Below are 15,181 nucleotides of genomic sequence, written 5' to 3' on the forward strand. Positions count from 1 at the left end.
CCGGAAGCGGCGGCTCGCCGATCCCGCCCATCTTGGCACCGCTCTCGATGATCTTCACATGGATGCGCGGCGCACGATCGGGCGGCAGGATCGGATACATGTCGTAGTTGCGCGCGACGGGCTCGCCGTTCTTATAGCTGACCTCTTCCATCAGCACCTGCGACACGCCCAGCGTGGCCGCCGACATGGCCTGAGCCTTGATGATCGCCGGATTGACGATGCTGCCCGGATCGATCGCTTCCCAGACGTCGTGCACGACGACCCTTCCGGCCGCGTTGATCGAGACTTCCGCAATCGCGGCCGCCTCGCTGCCAAAGGGCGAGGCCATCGCCACGCCGCGCGCCCGCTTGGTGCCATCCTCGGCGTCAAAAGGTCCGCGCTTCCAGCCGCCCGACAGATCGCCGACCGCCTTGAGCAAGGTCGTCAGGCGATCATTGCCCTCAAGCAGCTTCATGCGCAGCTCATAGGGATCCTTGCCCCCCGCATCGGCCATCTCGTCGAGGAAGCCCTCATAGAGGAAGTCGTTCATCGAATGCCCGACCGAGCGCCAATAGGCCACCGACACCGGCGTTTGCACGTAAAGCTCGGCAATCCGGCGGTTCGGGATCTTGTAGGCCTTGCCGGTCAGCCCCTCGACCGCCATCGGATCGGGCTTGCCTTCGGTATGGCCGTTCAGACCCTCCGTCGGACCCTCCGTTGCGCTGATCGCCTCAAGCGCGACTGGCATGCCATCGGCATCAAGCCCGCCACGGAACCGCACCGCCGCCATCGGGCGCTGCGGGTCGCGCAGGAATTCCTGCTCGCGCGTCCAGATCACCTTCACGGGCTTGCCCACTGCCTTGGCAAGCGCCACGGCCTGCGGATAGGGGTTGGCGCCGGGATAGAGGAAGTGACGCCCGAAGAAGCCCCCCAGCATCGGCGAGTTCACGTTGACCTGCTCGGGTTTCAGCCCCGCAACCTTCGCGATAGAGCTCTGGAACTGCTCGGGCGCTTGGTTGGGCAACCAGATATCGAGCGAGCCGTCGTCGTTGAACCGCGCCAGCGTGGCGGCTGGCTCTAGCTGGGCGTGGTGGAGATACTGGCTTTGATAGGTGGCAGTGACAGTCTTGTCGGCCCCGTCGAACCCCTTTTTCAGATCGCCTTCGCTCTCGGCTGTGTCGCCCTCGCCCTGCGCATCGGCAAGCCGCTTGGCATAAACCTCGCTCGAGAAATCCGCCGGCATATAGCGGATGGTTTTCTTCTCCTCTTCAGTCGGCTCCTGCCACTCGACCTGCAAGGCATCCGCGCCCAGCTTGGCGACCCAGAAGCGTTCCGCAACCACGGCCACGGAGCCGTCGAGCTTATGCACCGAATGCACGCCCTTCATCCCCTTCACATCGTCGAGGTTGGTAATCGTGCCGGGCTTGAGGCCAAGACGCGGCGCGTGCTGAACGGCGGCATGCAGCATGCCATCGACATGGCTGTCCATCGCATACATGGCCCGCCCGGTCGATTTCGCATGCACGTCGAGTCGCTTCACCGGCTGCCGGATCCAGCGGAAATCCTTGGGGTTCTTGAGGGTGACGCTGTCGGGGTTCGGCACCGGCATATCCAGCGCATCCGCCGCAAGATCGCCATAGGCGAGCTTCTGGCCGGAGGCCGCATGCACGACATGACCCGGCTCAGTGCTCAGATCATCCATCGAGACATCGAGCCGTTTGGCCGCCGCCTGCAACAGCATGTTGCGAGCCAGCGCGCCGAGCTTGCGCATCGTGTCATAACTGGTGCGCACCGACATACTGCCGCCGGTGATCCGCATCTTGCCATAGACCACGAGGTAATCGCTGCCGGCGGGCGCGTTCTCGACGAGGAAGCTTTCGGGATTGGCATCGAGCTCTTCGCCCACGATCTGCGCCATCGCGGTGAAAATGCCCTGCCCGCCCTCGTTGAACGGGCTGAGCAAGCGCACGGTATTGTCGGGACGGATTTCAAGGAAGGCCGGGACGTTGGTGCCGGGCGCCATCTGGCTAGAGCCATCCGCCGCACCTTCCGCGCGCGCCTGACGGGTGGGAATACCCAGCCCGATCACCAGAGCGCCGGTGGCCGCGCCCGCCGAGCTTAGCAAAAAGCGCCGCCGCGAGATGTTCTCGGGCGCGCCATTGGGAATGCTGCGCGCTGAAAGAAGGCTGTCGTGATCGCTCATAGCGTCTCCTCCCCGGCCTTCGCGCCGCGCCCGGCGAGATCGTTCATCGCGTCGCTGATCGCATTATACGTCCCGCAGCGGCACAGGTTGATCATCGCCGCTTCGATCTCTGCTTCGCTGGGATTGGGGTTTTCCTTCAGAAGCGCCGTGGCCGCGACCACCTGACCCGACTGGCAATAACCGCATTGCGGCACTTGATGGGCGATCCATTTCTCGACCACCGTCTTGCCGACAGGGTCGTTTTCGACCGCCTCGATGGTGGTGATCTTCGCGTCTCCGACGCTGCTCAGCGGCGTCACGCAAGAGCGCACGACCTGATCACCCAACATCACGGAACAGGCACCGCATTGTGCGATTCCGCAGCCAAACTTCGTGCCGGTCATGCCCAGCTCATCGCGGATCACCCACAAGAGCGGCGTATCGGGATCGGAAGTAACGTCGACCGTCTGGTCGTTGATCTGCAATTTCATGAGGAGTCTCCCGGTTCCTTTGCATAGGCTATTCGAACTCTCGTCCTTTGTAGGAAAGCTAGGGCGCTGCGGCAATCTGTCATCCTTTGCGCGAACCCGACGGCAACTTGAGACCCGCAAGACCCGCCGCGCCCGACGCACCTATCGGCGCCACCTCTCGCATCACGCCACTGTGAAGCCGATTTTCTGGGCTCACGCGCCGCTCGCGATAAGTGGAGATTGGAGTGCGTCATTCTGACACACCCGTGAGCGATCGGTGCCGATGGGCTCACCAAAGCGTCAGGCAATTCATCGGTTGACGCAGTGGCCCCTCACGGCACGCAAAAGTCAGGAGTTTTCAAGTGTCCGATTTGCCAGGACGCCCGTCGCGGCGCGGCTTTCTCAAAGGATCTGCAGCCGGTGCGGCCCTCGCGGCAGTGGCCGTCAGCGCGCAGGCCCAGACCAAAGAGGAGCTGCCCCCGCTCGAGCAGTACAAGCCCAGCTATTTCACCCCCGAGGAATTTGCGTTCATCATGGCGGCCTGCGACCGCCTGATCCCCGCAGACGGCGACGGGCCCGGCGCGCTCGAAACCCGCGTGCCGGTCTTCATCGACCGCCAGCTTGAGGGCGATTTCGGCAAGGCGGCTGATTGGTACATGGAAGGCCCGTTCCAGCCCGATGCCGATCCGCTCTTGGGCTATCAAAGCCCGCTGACGCCCGCGCAGGTCTACCGCGCCGCGATCCCGGTCTTCGAGCAATGGTGTCAGGACCAGCACGGCAAGGGCTTTGCCGATCTCGACGCGCAAACCCAAGACGCAGCGCTCAGCGCGCTTGAGAAAGGCAACGTCCCGCTCAAGCCCGAGCTGCGCGATTTCTTCGCATTCATTTTGCAAAACACCAAGGAAGGCTATTTCGCCGATCCCATGTATGGCGGCAATCACGGCATGAAAGCCTGGACCTATGTGGGATTCCCGGGCGCGCGGGGGGCCTATACGGAATGGGTCTCACGCTTCAACGAGACCTATCCGCTCAGCGCGGTCGATATCGCAGGCGAGAGGGCGTGAACCATGGCTAGAACAGATCCGAAAAAGGACGTTGTGATCATCGGTCTTGGCTGGACCGGCGCGATCCTCGGGATGGAAATGGCGAAAGAAGGGCTTGAGGTTCTGGCGCTTGAGCGCGGCGAGGACCGCGACACGATCCCCGATTTCCAATATCCCGGCGTCATCGACGAGCTGAAATACGCGATCCGCTACGGCTTCATGCAAAAGCCGCGCAACTCGACCCTGACCATCCGCCACGGCGTGAACGACACCGCCCTGCCCTACCGGCATCTGGGCTCGTTCCTGCCCGGCAACGGTGTGGGCGGCGCTGGTATTCACTGGAACGGCCAGACATGGCGCACGCAACCCGCAGAGCTGCGGCTGAAATCCTATGTCGAGGAAAACTTCGGCGCCGATATCATCCCAGAGGATATGCAGATCCAGGATTGGGGCGTGACCTATGAAGAGCTCGAGCCGTATTACGACCGGTTCGAAAAGCTGCTCGGCATCTCGGGCAAGGCGGGCAATCTCAACGGCGAGATCCAAGAAGGCGGCAATCCGTTCGAGGGGCCGCGCTCGAACGAATATCCCAACCCGCCGCTGGCCAATACCTACGATTCAGAGCTGTTCGCAGAGGCTGCACGCAAGAAGGGTCTGCACCCCTTCCCGCGCCCGGCGGCCAATGCGAGCCGCGCCTATACCAACGAATACGACATGCAGCTTGGCCCGTGCAATTATTGCGGCTTTTGCGAGCGGTTCGGCTGTCTGAACTACTCCAAGGCCTCGCCGCAGACCTGCGTGCTGGGCGCGCTCAAGCGGATGCCGAATTTCAGCTACAAGACCAAGGCCGAGGTGCTCAAGATCGAGAAGGCCGCCGATGGCAAGACCGCCAAGGGCGTCACCTATTTCGACGACAACACCGGCGAAGAGGTTTTCCAGCCGGCCGATCTGGTGCTGGTCTGCGCCTATTCGCTGCACAATGTGCATCTGCTGCTCTTGTCCGAGATCGGCCAGCCCTATGATCCCGCGACCGGTGAAGGCGTCGTCGGGCGCAACTATTGCTATCAGATGACCGGCGGCACCTCGCTTTACTTCAAGGACAAGAAATTCAACCCGTTCATCGGGACCGGTGCCGAGGGGATGTCGATCGACGACTATTCCATCAGCCAGATCGACTTTGCCAAGGAAGGCTTTATCGGTGGCTCCTACATCACCGGCGGCCATACGGGCGGGCGTCCGATCGGGCAGCTCTCCACGCCGCCCGGCACCCCGAAATGGGGCAAGGGTTGGAAGGAAGCGGCGGGTGCGTGGTACAATCACAAGATGTCCATCGGCTCGCACGGATCCAACATGTCGTATCGCGACTGCTATCTGGATCTCGATCCAACCTATAAAGATACTCATGGCCGCCCGTTGATGCGCATGACCTTCAACTGGAAGCCCAATGACATCAAGATGACCCAGTTCATGAAGGGCAAGATCGAGGATGTCGCGGCCAGCATGAATCCCGATCAGATGGCTTCTGGCTATAAGAAAGAGGGCTCGCAATACGACACGACGGTCTATCAGAGCACCCATAACGTGGGCGGCGCGGTGATGGGCACAGATCCCAAGACCTCGGTGATCAATCGCTACCTGCAAAGCTGGGATTGCCACAATGTCTTCGTCATGGGGGCCTCGGCTTTTCCGCAAAACACCCAGTACAACCCGACCGGGCCGCTGGGAGCGCTGGCCTATTGGGCGGTCGATGCCTTGCGCAACGACTATCTCAAAAACCCCCGGCCCTTGATGTGAGAGGAGAGACATCATGAAGACCTTCCTGCGCATCATCGCCGCTCTCGTCGTGCTGGGCGTCATAGCCCTGCTCGCGATCATCTTCGTACCTGTGCAACGCACCAAACCCACCCAAGACCTGGCGGCGAACTGGACGCCCGAGAAAGGCGCGCCGCTCTATGCCGCGCGGATGGCCGATTGCGCCGCTTGCCACACCGCCAAGGACGGCAAACCCTTCGCGGGCGGCAAAGCGATTGAGAGCCCGATGGGGGCGATCTATGCCTCCAACATCACGCCGGACAAAAAGACCGGGATCGGCAACTGGAGCCTTGATGACTTCCGCGCCGCTCTGGTCGACGGTGTGGATGATGAGGGCCATCACCTTTATCCGGCGATGCCCTATGAGAACTATCGCCACCTGAGCGAGACCGACATTCGCGCGCTCTACGCCTACTTCATGAACGATGTGAAGCCGGTCGAGAATGACGTGCCGCAAACCGCGCTTGCCTTCCCGTTCAACCAGCGCTGGGGCATCCGCCTTTGGAACTGGGTCGCGCTCGACACGCCGGGCTTTCATCCCTCGGACGTGGTCGCGGGTGACGATCAGCTGGCGCGCGGGGCCTATCTCGTTCAGGGCCCGGGGCATTGTGCGGCCTGTCACAGCCCGCGCAACGCGATCATGGCCGAGGATGGCAAGACCGCCGCGAGCGACAGCTTCCTGAGCGGCGGCGAGGTAGGTGGCTGGTCCGCGCCCGATCTGCGCCATGCAGGCGCACCGGCGCAGATGTGGTCAGCCGATCAGCTCAAGGCCTATCTCACAACGGGGCGCAACGCGCATAGCGCGGTCACGGGCGAGATGGGCCTCGCGGTCGAGCATTCGCTGCAATACATGACCGACGCAGATGCCGATGCGATGGTGGCTTACCTCCACAAGATCCGGCTGGGCCAGCCCCCGTCAGGCGCAAACGCGCAGATGACCGCCGAAGATCCTGCGCAACTGCCCAACCGGGTGGCGCGGATGGACAGCGCCCGCGACAAGACCAGCGCCATGCTGGTTGCGGGCAAGGATCTGAGCGCGGGCGCGCGTCTCTACATGGACAATTGCGCGGCCTGTCACTTCAGCGACGGCAAGGGCGCGCCCGGCGTGTTCCCCTCGCTTGGCGGCAATTCCATCGTAACGGCGGATCAGACCACCGGCCTGATCGACGTGATCCTGAACGGGGCGGCAATGCCGTCGACCGCAAAGCGCCCCGAAGCGTTCAAGATGCCGGGCTTTGCCCATCGTCTGAGCGACGCGGACGTGGCCCAGATCGCAAGCTTCCTGCGCACGGCCTGGGGCAATGATGCGGGCAGCGTTGACGCCGCTGCCGTCGCAAAGCTTCGGCAGTAAGACCAAACGCGGGGTCGGCACCTTGTCGGCCCCACCCATAGCTCCTTCCCCCGTCAGGCGCTCCGGCCCACACTGCGCGCAAGCGCCGCGATCAGATCGGTGCGCGTGACGATCCCGACAAGCCGGGGTCCGTCGAGAACGGGCACCGCATCCACCGAACCATCGGCCATCATCGGCAGCAACTCGGCCAGCGGCGTCTCGAGGCCGGCACGTGGCATCGAAACCGACATCAGATCGCTCGCGCGCAAACGCCCCTGACCGCGCGCGTGCAAAAGCCGCCGGAGGCTGCTGGCAAAGGAACTCCGCCCTGCCCGCGCGCACTCCCCTGCCCTCATGATCAGATGGATCTGGAAAATCACCCCCAGAAAGCCCGCCTCCTTATCTGTGACCGGCAGCGAGGTGAACCGATGCCGCCGGAACAGCTCGGCCACCTCTGACAGGTTCATATCGGGAAGCGCGGTCACCAGATTGCGCGACATGATATCGGCGGCCACAAGCGGCCCGGTGCGGTGAGCCGCCGCTTGCAGCTCCGCAGCCCCGATCAGCCGCGCCAAATCCTCGGTGCCCAGATTGAAAGACTGGCGATGGCGCGTGAGGATCTCGGTCAGTTCCGCCTCGCTCAGGCCCAGACGCTTTGCGGGTGCCGAGCCCTGCGTGCCGTGACTGTTGGGCGCGTCGAATTGCCGGAACGGGTAGCGCCTGCCGGTCAACCTCGCATAGAGAGCCGCGATCACCACAAGGATCACCGTGCCCAACGCGATCGGGGAGAGCGCAAACCAAAAGCCCATCTCGTGCACCATATCGGGGTTCATCGCCGCCACCATCGCCACCGCACCCGCAGGCGGATGCACCGCGCGGCACAGGATCATCGCCGTGATTGCAAGCCCCACCGCCAGCGCCACCCGCCAGACCGGATCGGGCACACTCATGCAGACCGCGACCCCGACGAATGCGGCCACGACATTGCCGACCACCGCAGACCACGGCTGCGCAAGCGGGCTGTTGGGCACCGCAAATAGCAGCACCGAGCTCGCCCCGAACGGCGCCACAAGATACAGCCCAAGATGGGAATTCACTGCTGGGTTGAGAGCGACGAGACCCGCCACCCCAAGCCCGATCAGTGCGCCGAGCCCCGCGCGCAGCGCCTCTCGCGGCGGAGCATGAGCAACGGCAGGACCAAGGGAACGCAGCAACGACATAAGAAAAACCTTTCAAAAACAGGGCCGTGCGCGCGCCAATGCGTTATCGGCGCGCAGGGCACATGTCACGAACGCGCGTATTCGCTTCTAGACTCGCATTGCTAGTCCTTCGAAGTCGCATTTTGCAACTGCAAGCTGCAAAGTCGTTCCCGGACTGTCGCGCCGACGCAATCGACGAGCGCTTCGGGAAAGCCATCTGGTAGGGCGTCCGTGGCGCGCTCCAACGCCTCGGGGGCGGTCGCTTCGACCTCTTCGATCACGGCCACCGCGCGCGCCTTCGACAGACCCGCGCGCAGGGCGGTCTGCACGAAATGACGCGCGTGGATCTCATCGAAGCGGTAATGGCGGTTCGTGCCGAGAGACATCGCCATCTTCATCTGCTTGCGCTCGATCTGGCGGGCCATAAGCGCGGGCTGCGCGGTCAGAATGTCATAGAGCGGGGTCATGCGGTAGCTGCCGCCGGGGCCAAGAAAGACGCTGAAATTCTTGGCATGTGCATCCGTGGCCCCGATCAACCAGAACACGAGCTGCGCTTTCAGGAAGATCTCCTGATCCTCCATCGGTGTGTCGCTGCCCTTGAGCAGATCAAGCACATCGACCATGCCCGGCCCGCCCTCGTTTTGATATTTGAGCGTCGGCGGCACCGAAAGCGCCTGACAGCAATCCTCCTGCGGCAGGCGCAGCAAACGTCCGTCCTTGGTCCAGCGGCGGTCGAACCGCTCGATCACGAGCGCCTTGGTCTCCCCGAAGGTCGCAATCTGCGCGGTATTGACGGGCAAACCGAAGGCGGCGGTAAGTTTGAGGCAGTAGAACTCGTTCTCGACGCTGTCGGAGAGATCAATCCCGCCCGGCAATTGGCCAATCTGTGTCTTGATCAGATGCGTGGTGGGCGTCGTGCCATGCGGCTTGATCCAGCGCCCCTCATGCCACAGCAGCGCTGTCTTTTCCTGCGCGCCCGCGACCGAAATGCGAAAGGCATCGTCACGGTTCAGACCGAGCGGGGCCTGACTGAGCCCCTTGAGGAGCGTCTCGACGGCGGCCTCATCGACCGGCTCCCCTTCAAGCTTGCCCGCCGCGTCAGGTGCATCGTCATCCCCGGCGACGAACTGGAGCGCGCCGACACAATCATGGCCGATCTTGCTCAGCAGGCTATAGGCATCCAAGCCCCGCGCGCCCACTTTTTCGGCCACGAGGCGGCGCAGCCGGTCCGAATCCGGCAGCAGGTTCTCGAACACGGCGGCCACCGGCGCGCCCCGATAGGCCGTCTCGCGCAGCGGCAAGGACAAAGAGACCGGCAGCGCCGAGCCCCATCCCAGCCAGTCGTCGTGATATGAGAAGCCAATCGCGCCGCTGGCCTCGCGGCTCAAAGTGCCGACGCGGCGGCTGTTGAGATAGACGCGCAAAGGGAGATGGGCCGGACGCCGCCCCATCAGAACAGGTCCTCAATATCGCGCTCGTGCCCTTTGGAGCGCGCACCAATCCGAAATTCGAGATCCAGCGCAGCAAGGACCGCCAGAAGGGAGTCGAGCTTGGCCGGTTTCTCGCCGCTCTCGATGATCGAGATCGTCGCCTGTCGCAGCCCTGCCCGCTCGGCAAGCTGGGTCTGCGTCCAGCCGCGCGTCTTGCGGGCGCGCTGGATGAGGGTGCCGATCTGTCTTGGTGTGCGGGCGAGATCACTCATACCTGCTATATACGCCAAAGCGCATAATTTAGCAATATACGCCATGGCGTATAATTTCTATTTACACCCTACAGCGTATAAATTCATTTTATCTGCTGAACCGTATAAACTCGCGATCTGCTTCCCACGGCGTATCCCGGCAGTTCAGGTAACGGGATTGCGGCGCAATCGCCCCTCAGGCCATCCAAAACCAACCCCGGACAAGAGAATCGCAAAGCCGCTGGTTACGCATGCCGCACCGCTCCGACACCGGTGTGGGCGTTACAACCAATATGCGACAAGGATATTGCTAGATCCGCAGATTTCCTTGATGCCACAGCATGTGGATAACCTGTGTATAAAAAAATCTTTTTTATTCAATGGTTTACGGCGAACATCGGTCGCGAAAATGTCAACACTGCGTGTTATATGGTGGGTGCTCGGCCGAAATCCACTAGGGCTGGGGCGATATTTTCTCTTGAGTTCACACCCTTCAAGCGGCATAGCTGTAACGTGAAAACTATAAATATTGCGTCCACTGCGTTTCTACTGGCTCCGGCTGCTTACGGCTAGCTCAGTAACGCGGAAAGGACGGATCGAGACGGGCGGACGATGATGCATCCTGTATTGCATGACAAGCTAAAGGCTGATGCCGAGCGGCTTTCCGAAGCCCTCGACCACATGTCGAAACTGTTTCTGGCGCCGAAGGAAGAGAAAAACCTTCGTAGCTTCACCACGGCGGAAGTCGGAGAATTCCTGCGGGTGAGCGACAGCTACCTGCGCAAGGCCCATTTCGACGGACGAATCCCCGAGGTCGAGCAAGGGCCCGGAAACAAGCGGCTCTACACCGCAGAGAACATCCTCGAAATCCGCCAGATCCTCGCGCAGAACGCCAAGGACCCCTTCCAGTTTCTTCCCGGTCGCCGCGCGGGCGACAAGCTGCAGATCTGGTCGACGGTCAATTTCAAAGGCGGCTCGAGCAAGACCACCACGACGGTGACATTGGGCATGCGTCTGGCGCTGCGCGGCTACCGGGTGTGTCTCGTCGATGCCGACCCGCAAGCCTCGCTGACGACCTTTTTTGGCTATCAGCCCGAGATCGATTTCCGCGAGGGCGGCACGCTGTACGATGCCATCCGCTATAATGACGGAGAGGTCTCGCGCGCCCCGATCACGGATGTGCTGCGCAAGACCTATTTCCCCAATCTCGACCTCGTGCCGGGCGGCATCATGCTGTCGGAATTCGAGACCGAGACGCCAACCGCGCTCAGCCGCGGCGAGCAGCCCGTGTTTTTCAACCGAATTCGCGACTCGCTGCGTCAGGTCGAGGACGATTACGATATCGTTCTGATCGACTGCCCGCCGCAGCTTGGCTATCTGACGATGTCGGCGGTCTGTGCCTCGACCTCGCTGTTGATGACGATCATTCCCGAGCGCGTCGACCTTGCCTCGGCAAGCCAGTTCCTCACGATGGCCTCGGGCGTGCTCGAAGTGCTCTATTCCAATGGCGGGATCGGCTCTTACGACAATTTCGCCTATCTGCTGACCCGGTTCGACACCGCGATCAGCACGCAGCAGGATCTGGCGGAGTGGATCCGGCAGTTGCTGGGCGACAGTGTGATCAAGACACCGTTTGTAAAATCCTCTGCGGTAAGCGAGGCCGGTCTGTCGCAGAAAACCATTTTCGAGGTCGATCTTGCGAGCACGAAAAACCGCAAGACCTATGACCGCGCTTTGGACTCCGTCATCAACTTCTCGAACGATATCGAAGTGATGATCCAGAGCGCCTGGGGCAGAGGAGGTGTCGATGAAACGTGATCTGCTGGCCAAAAGCCTCGCTCAGATGGGCTCGAAACAGCCCGACGCGCCTCAGGCCGCGCCCAAGACCGACGACGGCAAGCCGCGCTCGCTCAAAAGCATGTCCGATGTCCTGTCGCAGGTCTCCTCGCAATCGGCCCAAGAGATCGATGTCACCGAGATCGCGGATTCCGAGATCGCCGACCGCTTTGACGTAGGCGATGGTCTGACCGATCTGATCGAGTCGATCCGCAGCTCGGGTCAGCAGCTCCCTGCCCTTCTGAGATATCGCCGTGGGGCGGGCCCGCGCTACGAGGTCGTCTATGGACGGCGGCGTATCGCGGCCTGTCGCGTGCTCGGGATCAAGGTCAAAGCCTATATCAAGGAAATGGATCAGCGCGAGGCTCTGGTCTCACAGGCGCTGGAAAACTCCGCACGTCTTGAGCGCAGCTTCATCGAACAGGCGATCTTTGCCACCAAGCTCGAAGAGCAAGGGTTCACCCGCGCCGAGATCGGTGAGGTTCTGGCCGTCGACAAAGGCACGCTCAGCAAGCTGATCGGTGTGGCCCGCGATGTGCCCGACCCCGTGATCTACGCGATCGGTGCGGCCCATGATGCCGGACGACGCCCGTGGCTTGAGTTGCGGCGACTTGTGAAGACCGAGACCGCGCCTGCAGAGGCTGTGATCCTCTCGCTGGTCCCGCAGGATGGCACACCGGCCGAGAAGCTCTCGCAGCTCATCGAGACGCTTAACGCCCTTGAGGCACAACCCGCCCCCAGCACCAGCGCGCCGCCCAAGCCCCCTGCCCCACTGGCACGGCTTCGCGAGACGCCGGTGTCGTACCGGACCAAGGGCAAGCGCCTGATGATTGAGGTGTCGGATAAGACAGAGGAAGGTTTCATCGGCTTCGTCGAGGAAAACCTCAGCGCATTATACGCGGAGTGGAAAAAGAAGAATGTGTAGCAACACATCCCTTATAAACTTCGTAAGTTATTGATTTCATTCATGTTGGCCATGGCCAACTGATGGAAAAACAGGCAACCGAGCAGCAAGGAGGCAGACCAAGGACAAAAAAGAAACCCCCCGAAGGCGGTGAAGCACTCCAGAGGGTCCCGATTTACTAGCACTTTATTGGTACCCCCAAAATCAAAACACTGCAACACCGATTTCGGTGACGAACCCTTTTTGTCGTCTGAAATTTGATGAAACAGCAACAAGTCACGGCCCTCTCGGCCGGGGCGCAGGAAGACTGTGTCCAAACTCTCCCCCCAGCCTTTCAGGGTATGGGAAGTATCGCGCATCAGCCCTATTTCCGGGGCGTCGCGCGCCGTGACCTCATGGCCGCGGTCAACACGGTGGCACGCGATCTTGGGCTGCGGCCCGCCAGCGTGGTGGTGATCGACGCTCTGCTGAGCTGCCTGCCGTGCAAAGACAGCGCCTCGGGGAAAGACGCCCCGATCACCCCCCTCACCCTGCTGACTGTCTTCGCCGCGAATGACACTCTGTGTTTCCGTGCAAAGGGCATCACCGATCGCCAGTTGAGGCGCCACCTTGCGCGGCTCGAAGAGGTCGGTCTGATCCAGCGTCGCGACAGTGCGAACGGGAAGCGTTTTCCGATCTATCGCGGTGGAAAGGTCGTGGCCGCTTTCGGCATCGATCTCACCCCCCTGCTCTTGCGCGCCGACGAGTTGATGGCGCTTGCGCAAAGGCGGCGCTGCGAGGCTGACGAGCTGCGCGGGCTCAAATCCTGCATCCAGCGTCTGCGTGCGGAATGCCTCAACCGGGCACTCAGCGACGAAGCAACGGCGTTTGTCGAAGCGACCCGCAATGTCTTGCGGCGCGCAGGCACAACCCTCACGCAAGCCCGCGCGATCCTGCAGCAACTGAAATCCCTTTTGACCGGCGCGCCCGATGAGAACGACGCGCTGGAAACGGCTGTCGAGACCAAGGCCAACGCCGATGTCATCGCCCATCCGAACGCCGCCCCGCAGCTCTCTGAACCGTGCAAACAGTCCGGCACAGACGGACAAAATGTCCGGCACAAAGAACCTCCAAATTCATATACAAAAAAAACAACTCAAAACCCGCAAACGGATCGCTGGGAGGATCTGAAGACCCTCAGTGCATTCTATCCGAAAGCTCCAACCAATCAGCAAGAACTCACCCGGATCACCTTTGAATTCGGTCAAATGCTGAGAATAGCTCAAAGCACGATTTCCAAAGCAATCTCGACATTGGGATATTGGGGAACGCTCTTTGTTCAGGAACAGCTCGCGCTGAAGGCGGACGCTGTGCGAGACCCTGACCGCTATTTTCTCAAAGCCATTCAGACCCGATCCCAACGTGAAGTTGGCCATGGCCAACTTCTGCCTGCATCGTGTTAAGACATGTCGTGGTCCGGCTCAGAGCATCCGCTTCAAGCTCTACAACCCGGCGGCCTTTGTCAGGTTTGTTTGAAAACGAGTACGTGTCGGATCTTCGCCGGAAACATCTACGCGCCAAGGACCATCCAGCGCCAGTGTCGCGGCCAGACCTTCGCGCAGGGAATCGCCAGAGAACAAAACCGCGCGTTCGGCATCGCTCAGCTCAGAACGGATTTTTGCGTCCCGCGCCGTGCGTTTTATCAACCGTGCCACATGCTTGTCATTCAACCGCGTCTTGAGCGCCGTCTTTCCATTGCGTGTGGTCGCCGTGAAAATCGGTCCAAACCGGATCTTTGAAAACTTCAGCCAGTGCTCCAGCGCGTGAACGGGGCAGCTGGCATCGTACCTTCCGCGCCCAATCTCAAACTCGCGCAGCCCTGTTTTGGCGCTAAGCACGACCCGCGCGCCGGGCTCCGAGATCTCGACCCAGCCACGCCCATCCGGAGTATCGCTCTGGTGCATATCCACGCCCACGATCTCAGAGCGCCGCAATCCGCCCGCATAGCCAAGGAGCAAGATCGCCCGATCGCGCAGCCCACGCAAATCGAAGGGCAGGGTGGAAATCATCGCAAGGATGTCCGCGGTCCGAAGTGCTTCTTTCCGAACGGGCGGGCGCGCATGGTTGCGCTTGATCTGTGCAAGCACCTCCACCAGTTCGTGGTTCTTGCGATCAAATGAAAGATCGCGCTGCGCATAGTTCCAAACAAGCCCCGAGAGGCGCCGTTCAATGGTACTGGCCGACACACTACGGGAGCCCTCCGGCGATGCCAGCCCCGTGAGGTAACGAGCCATGATCTCAGGCGAGGGTGCCAAGGGATCGATCCCGTTCAACCGGCACCAGCGCGTGAAATGCGCCCAATCCGTGGCATAGGCCGCGCGCGTGTTCTTGGAAAAGGCCTCTCCTTGCGCGGGGTCTGCCGGGGCTCGACGGTCGGGCATGTCTGCGGTCCCTCAGATATCGATGGTTTCACACCGAGCGTAGGAAAAAATCTCCGCAAACGCAAATTTATTGGACATAAAGAAGTCAAGTGGCGTAAGGCGCTTTGTTTCCGATTTTTTGAACAAAAGCGCCGCGTGAGCTATGCTTCAAGGATGACATCGACGCGGCACCATCCCATCCGTGGCCCAGATATGCCAGCCCGGACGCTCTCTTACTTGGCCTCCGCGCATGCTGAAAGCCCTTGGCGATGTTGGGGTTTTGTCGGGGCTCGGCGTTGAGCCACATGTATATTGGGTATTGTCAGGTTAATTCCCTCTGCCCCCA

The 15,181-nt window shown here is 61.4% G+C and carries 12 protein-coding genes; 6 read left to right on the forward strand and 6 right to left on the reverse strand.

From position 1 onward, the window contains the following. A partial coding sequence (locus tag DL1_RS19540) for a xanthine dehydrogenase family protein molybdopterin-binding subunit (protein ID WP_038069719.1) occupies positions 1 to 2,182 on the reverse strand: 2,182 nt, incomplete at its 3' end. Continuing rightward, entirely contained in the window at positions 2,179 to 2,652 is a 474-nt protein-coding gene (locus DL1_RS19545) for a (2Fe-2S)-binding protein (RefSeq protein ID WP_038069722.1), read from the reverse strand. The genes DL1_RS19545 and DL1_RS19540, both read right to left, overlap by 4 nt. A 341-nt stretch (positions 2,653 to 2,993) precedes the next feature. Here DL1_RS19545 and DL1_RS19550 point away from each other — a divergent pair, with 341 nt between their 5' ends. Genes DL1_RS19550 through DL1_RS19560 form a run of 3 tightly spaced genes read left to right on the forward strand, consistent with a single transcriptional unit; the run spans position 2,994 to position 6,837 of the window. Beyond that, positions 2,994 to 3,695 (forward strand): gluconate 2-dehydrogenase subunit 3 family protein, encoded by a 702-nt coding sequence (locus DL1_RS19550; RefSeq protein ID WP_038069725.1) that lies wholly within the window; start codon positions 2,994 to 2,996, stop codon positions 3,693 to 3,695. Between the two features lie 3 nt (positions 3,696 to 3,698). Next, entirely contained in the window at positions 3,699 to 5,468 is a 1,770-nt protein-coding gene (locus DL1_RS19555) for a GMC family oxidoreductase (protein ID WP_038069727.1), read from the forward strand. A gap of 13 nt (positions 5,469 to 5,481) precedes the next feature. Next, complete coding sequence (locus tag DL1_RS19560; RefSeq protein WP_038069730.1) at positions 5,482 to 6,837, forward strand: cytochrome c; 1,356 nt, start codon at positions 5,482 to 5,484, stop codon at positions 6,835 to 6,837. Positions 6,838 to 6,890: 53 nt separating this feature from the next. Here the strand turns inward: DL1_RS19560 and DL1_RS19565 are convergent, their stop codons facing one another. The 3 genes from DL1_RS19565 to DL1_RS19575 all read right to left on the reverse strand — a co-directional run bounded on the left by DL1_RS19565 (position 6,891) and on the right by DL1_RS19575 (position 9,717). Further along, positions 6,891 to 8,036: an HPP family protein gene (locus tag DL1_RS19565; RefSeq protein ID WP_038069733.1), complete on the reverse strand. Its 1,146-nt coding sequence runs from the start codon at positions 8,034 to 8,036 to the stop codon at positions 6,891 to 6,893. Between the two features lie 101 nt (positions 8,037 to 8,137). Further along, positions 8,138 to 9,466: a type II toxin-antitoxin system HipA family toxin gene (locus DL1_RS19570; RefSeq protein ID WP_038069736.1), complete on the reverse strand. Its 1,329-nt coding sequence runs from the start codon at positions 9,464 to 9,466 to the stop codon at positions 8,138 to 8,140. Continuing rightward, complete coding sequence (locus tag DL1_RS19575) at positions 9,466 to 9,717, reverse strand: helix-turn-helix domain-containing protein (RefSeq protein WP_038069738.1); 252 nt, start codon at positions 9,715 to 9,717, stop codon at positions 9,466 to 9,468. The genes DL1_RS19570 and DL1_RS19575 overlap by 1 nt, the downstream gene beginning before the upstream one ends. Before the next feature lie 591 nt (positions 9,718 to 10,308). On the opposite strand from DL1_RS19575, the gene repA reads away from it, so the two are divergent. From repA to DL1_RS19590, 3 genes are all read left to right on the forward strand, one after another. Continuing rightward, on the forward strand, positions 10,309 to 11,514 hold the full coding sequence (repA, locus tag DL1_RS19580) for a plasmid partitioning protein RepA (RefSeq protein WP_081856418.1): 1,206 nt from the start codon (positions 10,309 to 10,311) through the stop codon (positions 11,512 to 11,514). Beyond that, positions 11,504 to 12,457: a plasmid partitioning protein RepB gene (gene repB / locus DL1_RS19585; protein WP_038069740.1), complete on the forward strand. Its 954-nt coding sequence runs from the start codon at positions 11,504 to 11,506 to the stop codon at positions 12,455 to 12,457. The genes repA and repB overlap by 11 nt, the downstream gene beginning before the upstream one ends. A gap of 239 nt (positions 12,458 to 12,696) precedes the next feature. After that, entirely contained in the window at positions 12,697 to 13,878 is a 1,182-nt protein-coding gene (locus DL1_RS19590; protein ID WP_038069742.1) for a helix-turn-helix domain-containing protein, read from the forward strand. Positions 13,879 to 13,917: 39 nt separating this feature from the next. Here the strand turns inward: DL1_RS19590 and DL1_RS19595 are convergent, their stop codons facing one another. Beyond that, the gene (locus DL1_RS19595) at positions 13,918 to 14,856 is read right to left on the reverse strand and encodes a site-specific integrase (RefSeq protein ID WP_051693708.1); all 939 of its coding nucleotides are present in this window, start codon (positions 14,854 to 14,856) and stop codon (positions 13,918 to 13,920) included. Positions 14,857 to 15,181 lie beyond the last annotated feature (325 nt).

This window comes from Thioclava dalianensis, from assembly GCF_000715505.1.
Classification (GTDB): domain Bacteria; phylum Pseudomonadota; class Alphaproteobacteria; order Rhodobacterales; family Rhodobacteraceae; genus Thioclava; species Thioclava dalianensis.

Excerpts from the sequence above, each read along its gene's own strand:
- DL1_RS19545 (WP_038069722.1), bottom strand. The coding sequence starts at position 2,652 with ATGAAATTGCAGATCAACGACCAGACGGTCGACGTTACTTCCGATCCC.
- DL1_RS19555 (WP_038069727.1), top strand. The coding sequence starts at position 3,699 with ATGGCTAGAACAGATCCGAAAAAGGACGTTGTGATCATCGGTCTTGGC.
- DL1_RS19560 (WP_038069730.1), top strand. The coding sequence starts at position 5,482 with ATGAAGACCTTCCTGCGCATCATCGCCGCTCTCGTCGTGCTGGGCGTC.
- DL1_RS19565 (WP_038069733.1), bottom strand. The coding sequence starts at position 8,036 with ATGTCGTTGCTGCGTTCCCTTGGTCCTGCCGTTGCTCATGCTCCGCCG.
- DL1_RS19570 (WP_038069736.1), bottom strand. The coding sequence starts at position 9,466 with ATGGGGCGGCGTCCGGCCCATCTCCCTTTGCGCGTCTATCTCAACAGC.
- DL1_RS19575 (WP_038069738.1), bottom strand. The coding sequence starts at position 9,717 with ATGAGTGATCTCGCCCGCACACCAAGACAGATCGGCACCCTCATCCAG.
- repA (WP_081856418.1), top strand. The coding sequence starts at position 10,309 with ATGATGCATCCTGTATTGCATGACAAGCTAAAGGCTGATGCCGAGCGG.
- repB (WP_038069740.1), top strand. The coding sequence starts at position 11,504 with ATGAAACGTGATCTGCTGGCCAAAAGCCTCGCTCAGATGGGCTCGAAA.
- DL1_RS19590 (WP_038069742.1), top strand. The coding sequence starts at position 12,697 with ATGAAACAGCAACAAGTCACGGCCCTCTCGGCCGGGGCGCAGGAAGAC.
- DL1_RS19595 (WP_051693708.1), bottom strand. The coding sequence starts at position 14,856 with ATGCCCGACCGTCGAGCCCCGGCAGACCCCGCGCAAGGAGAGGCCTTT.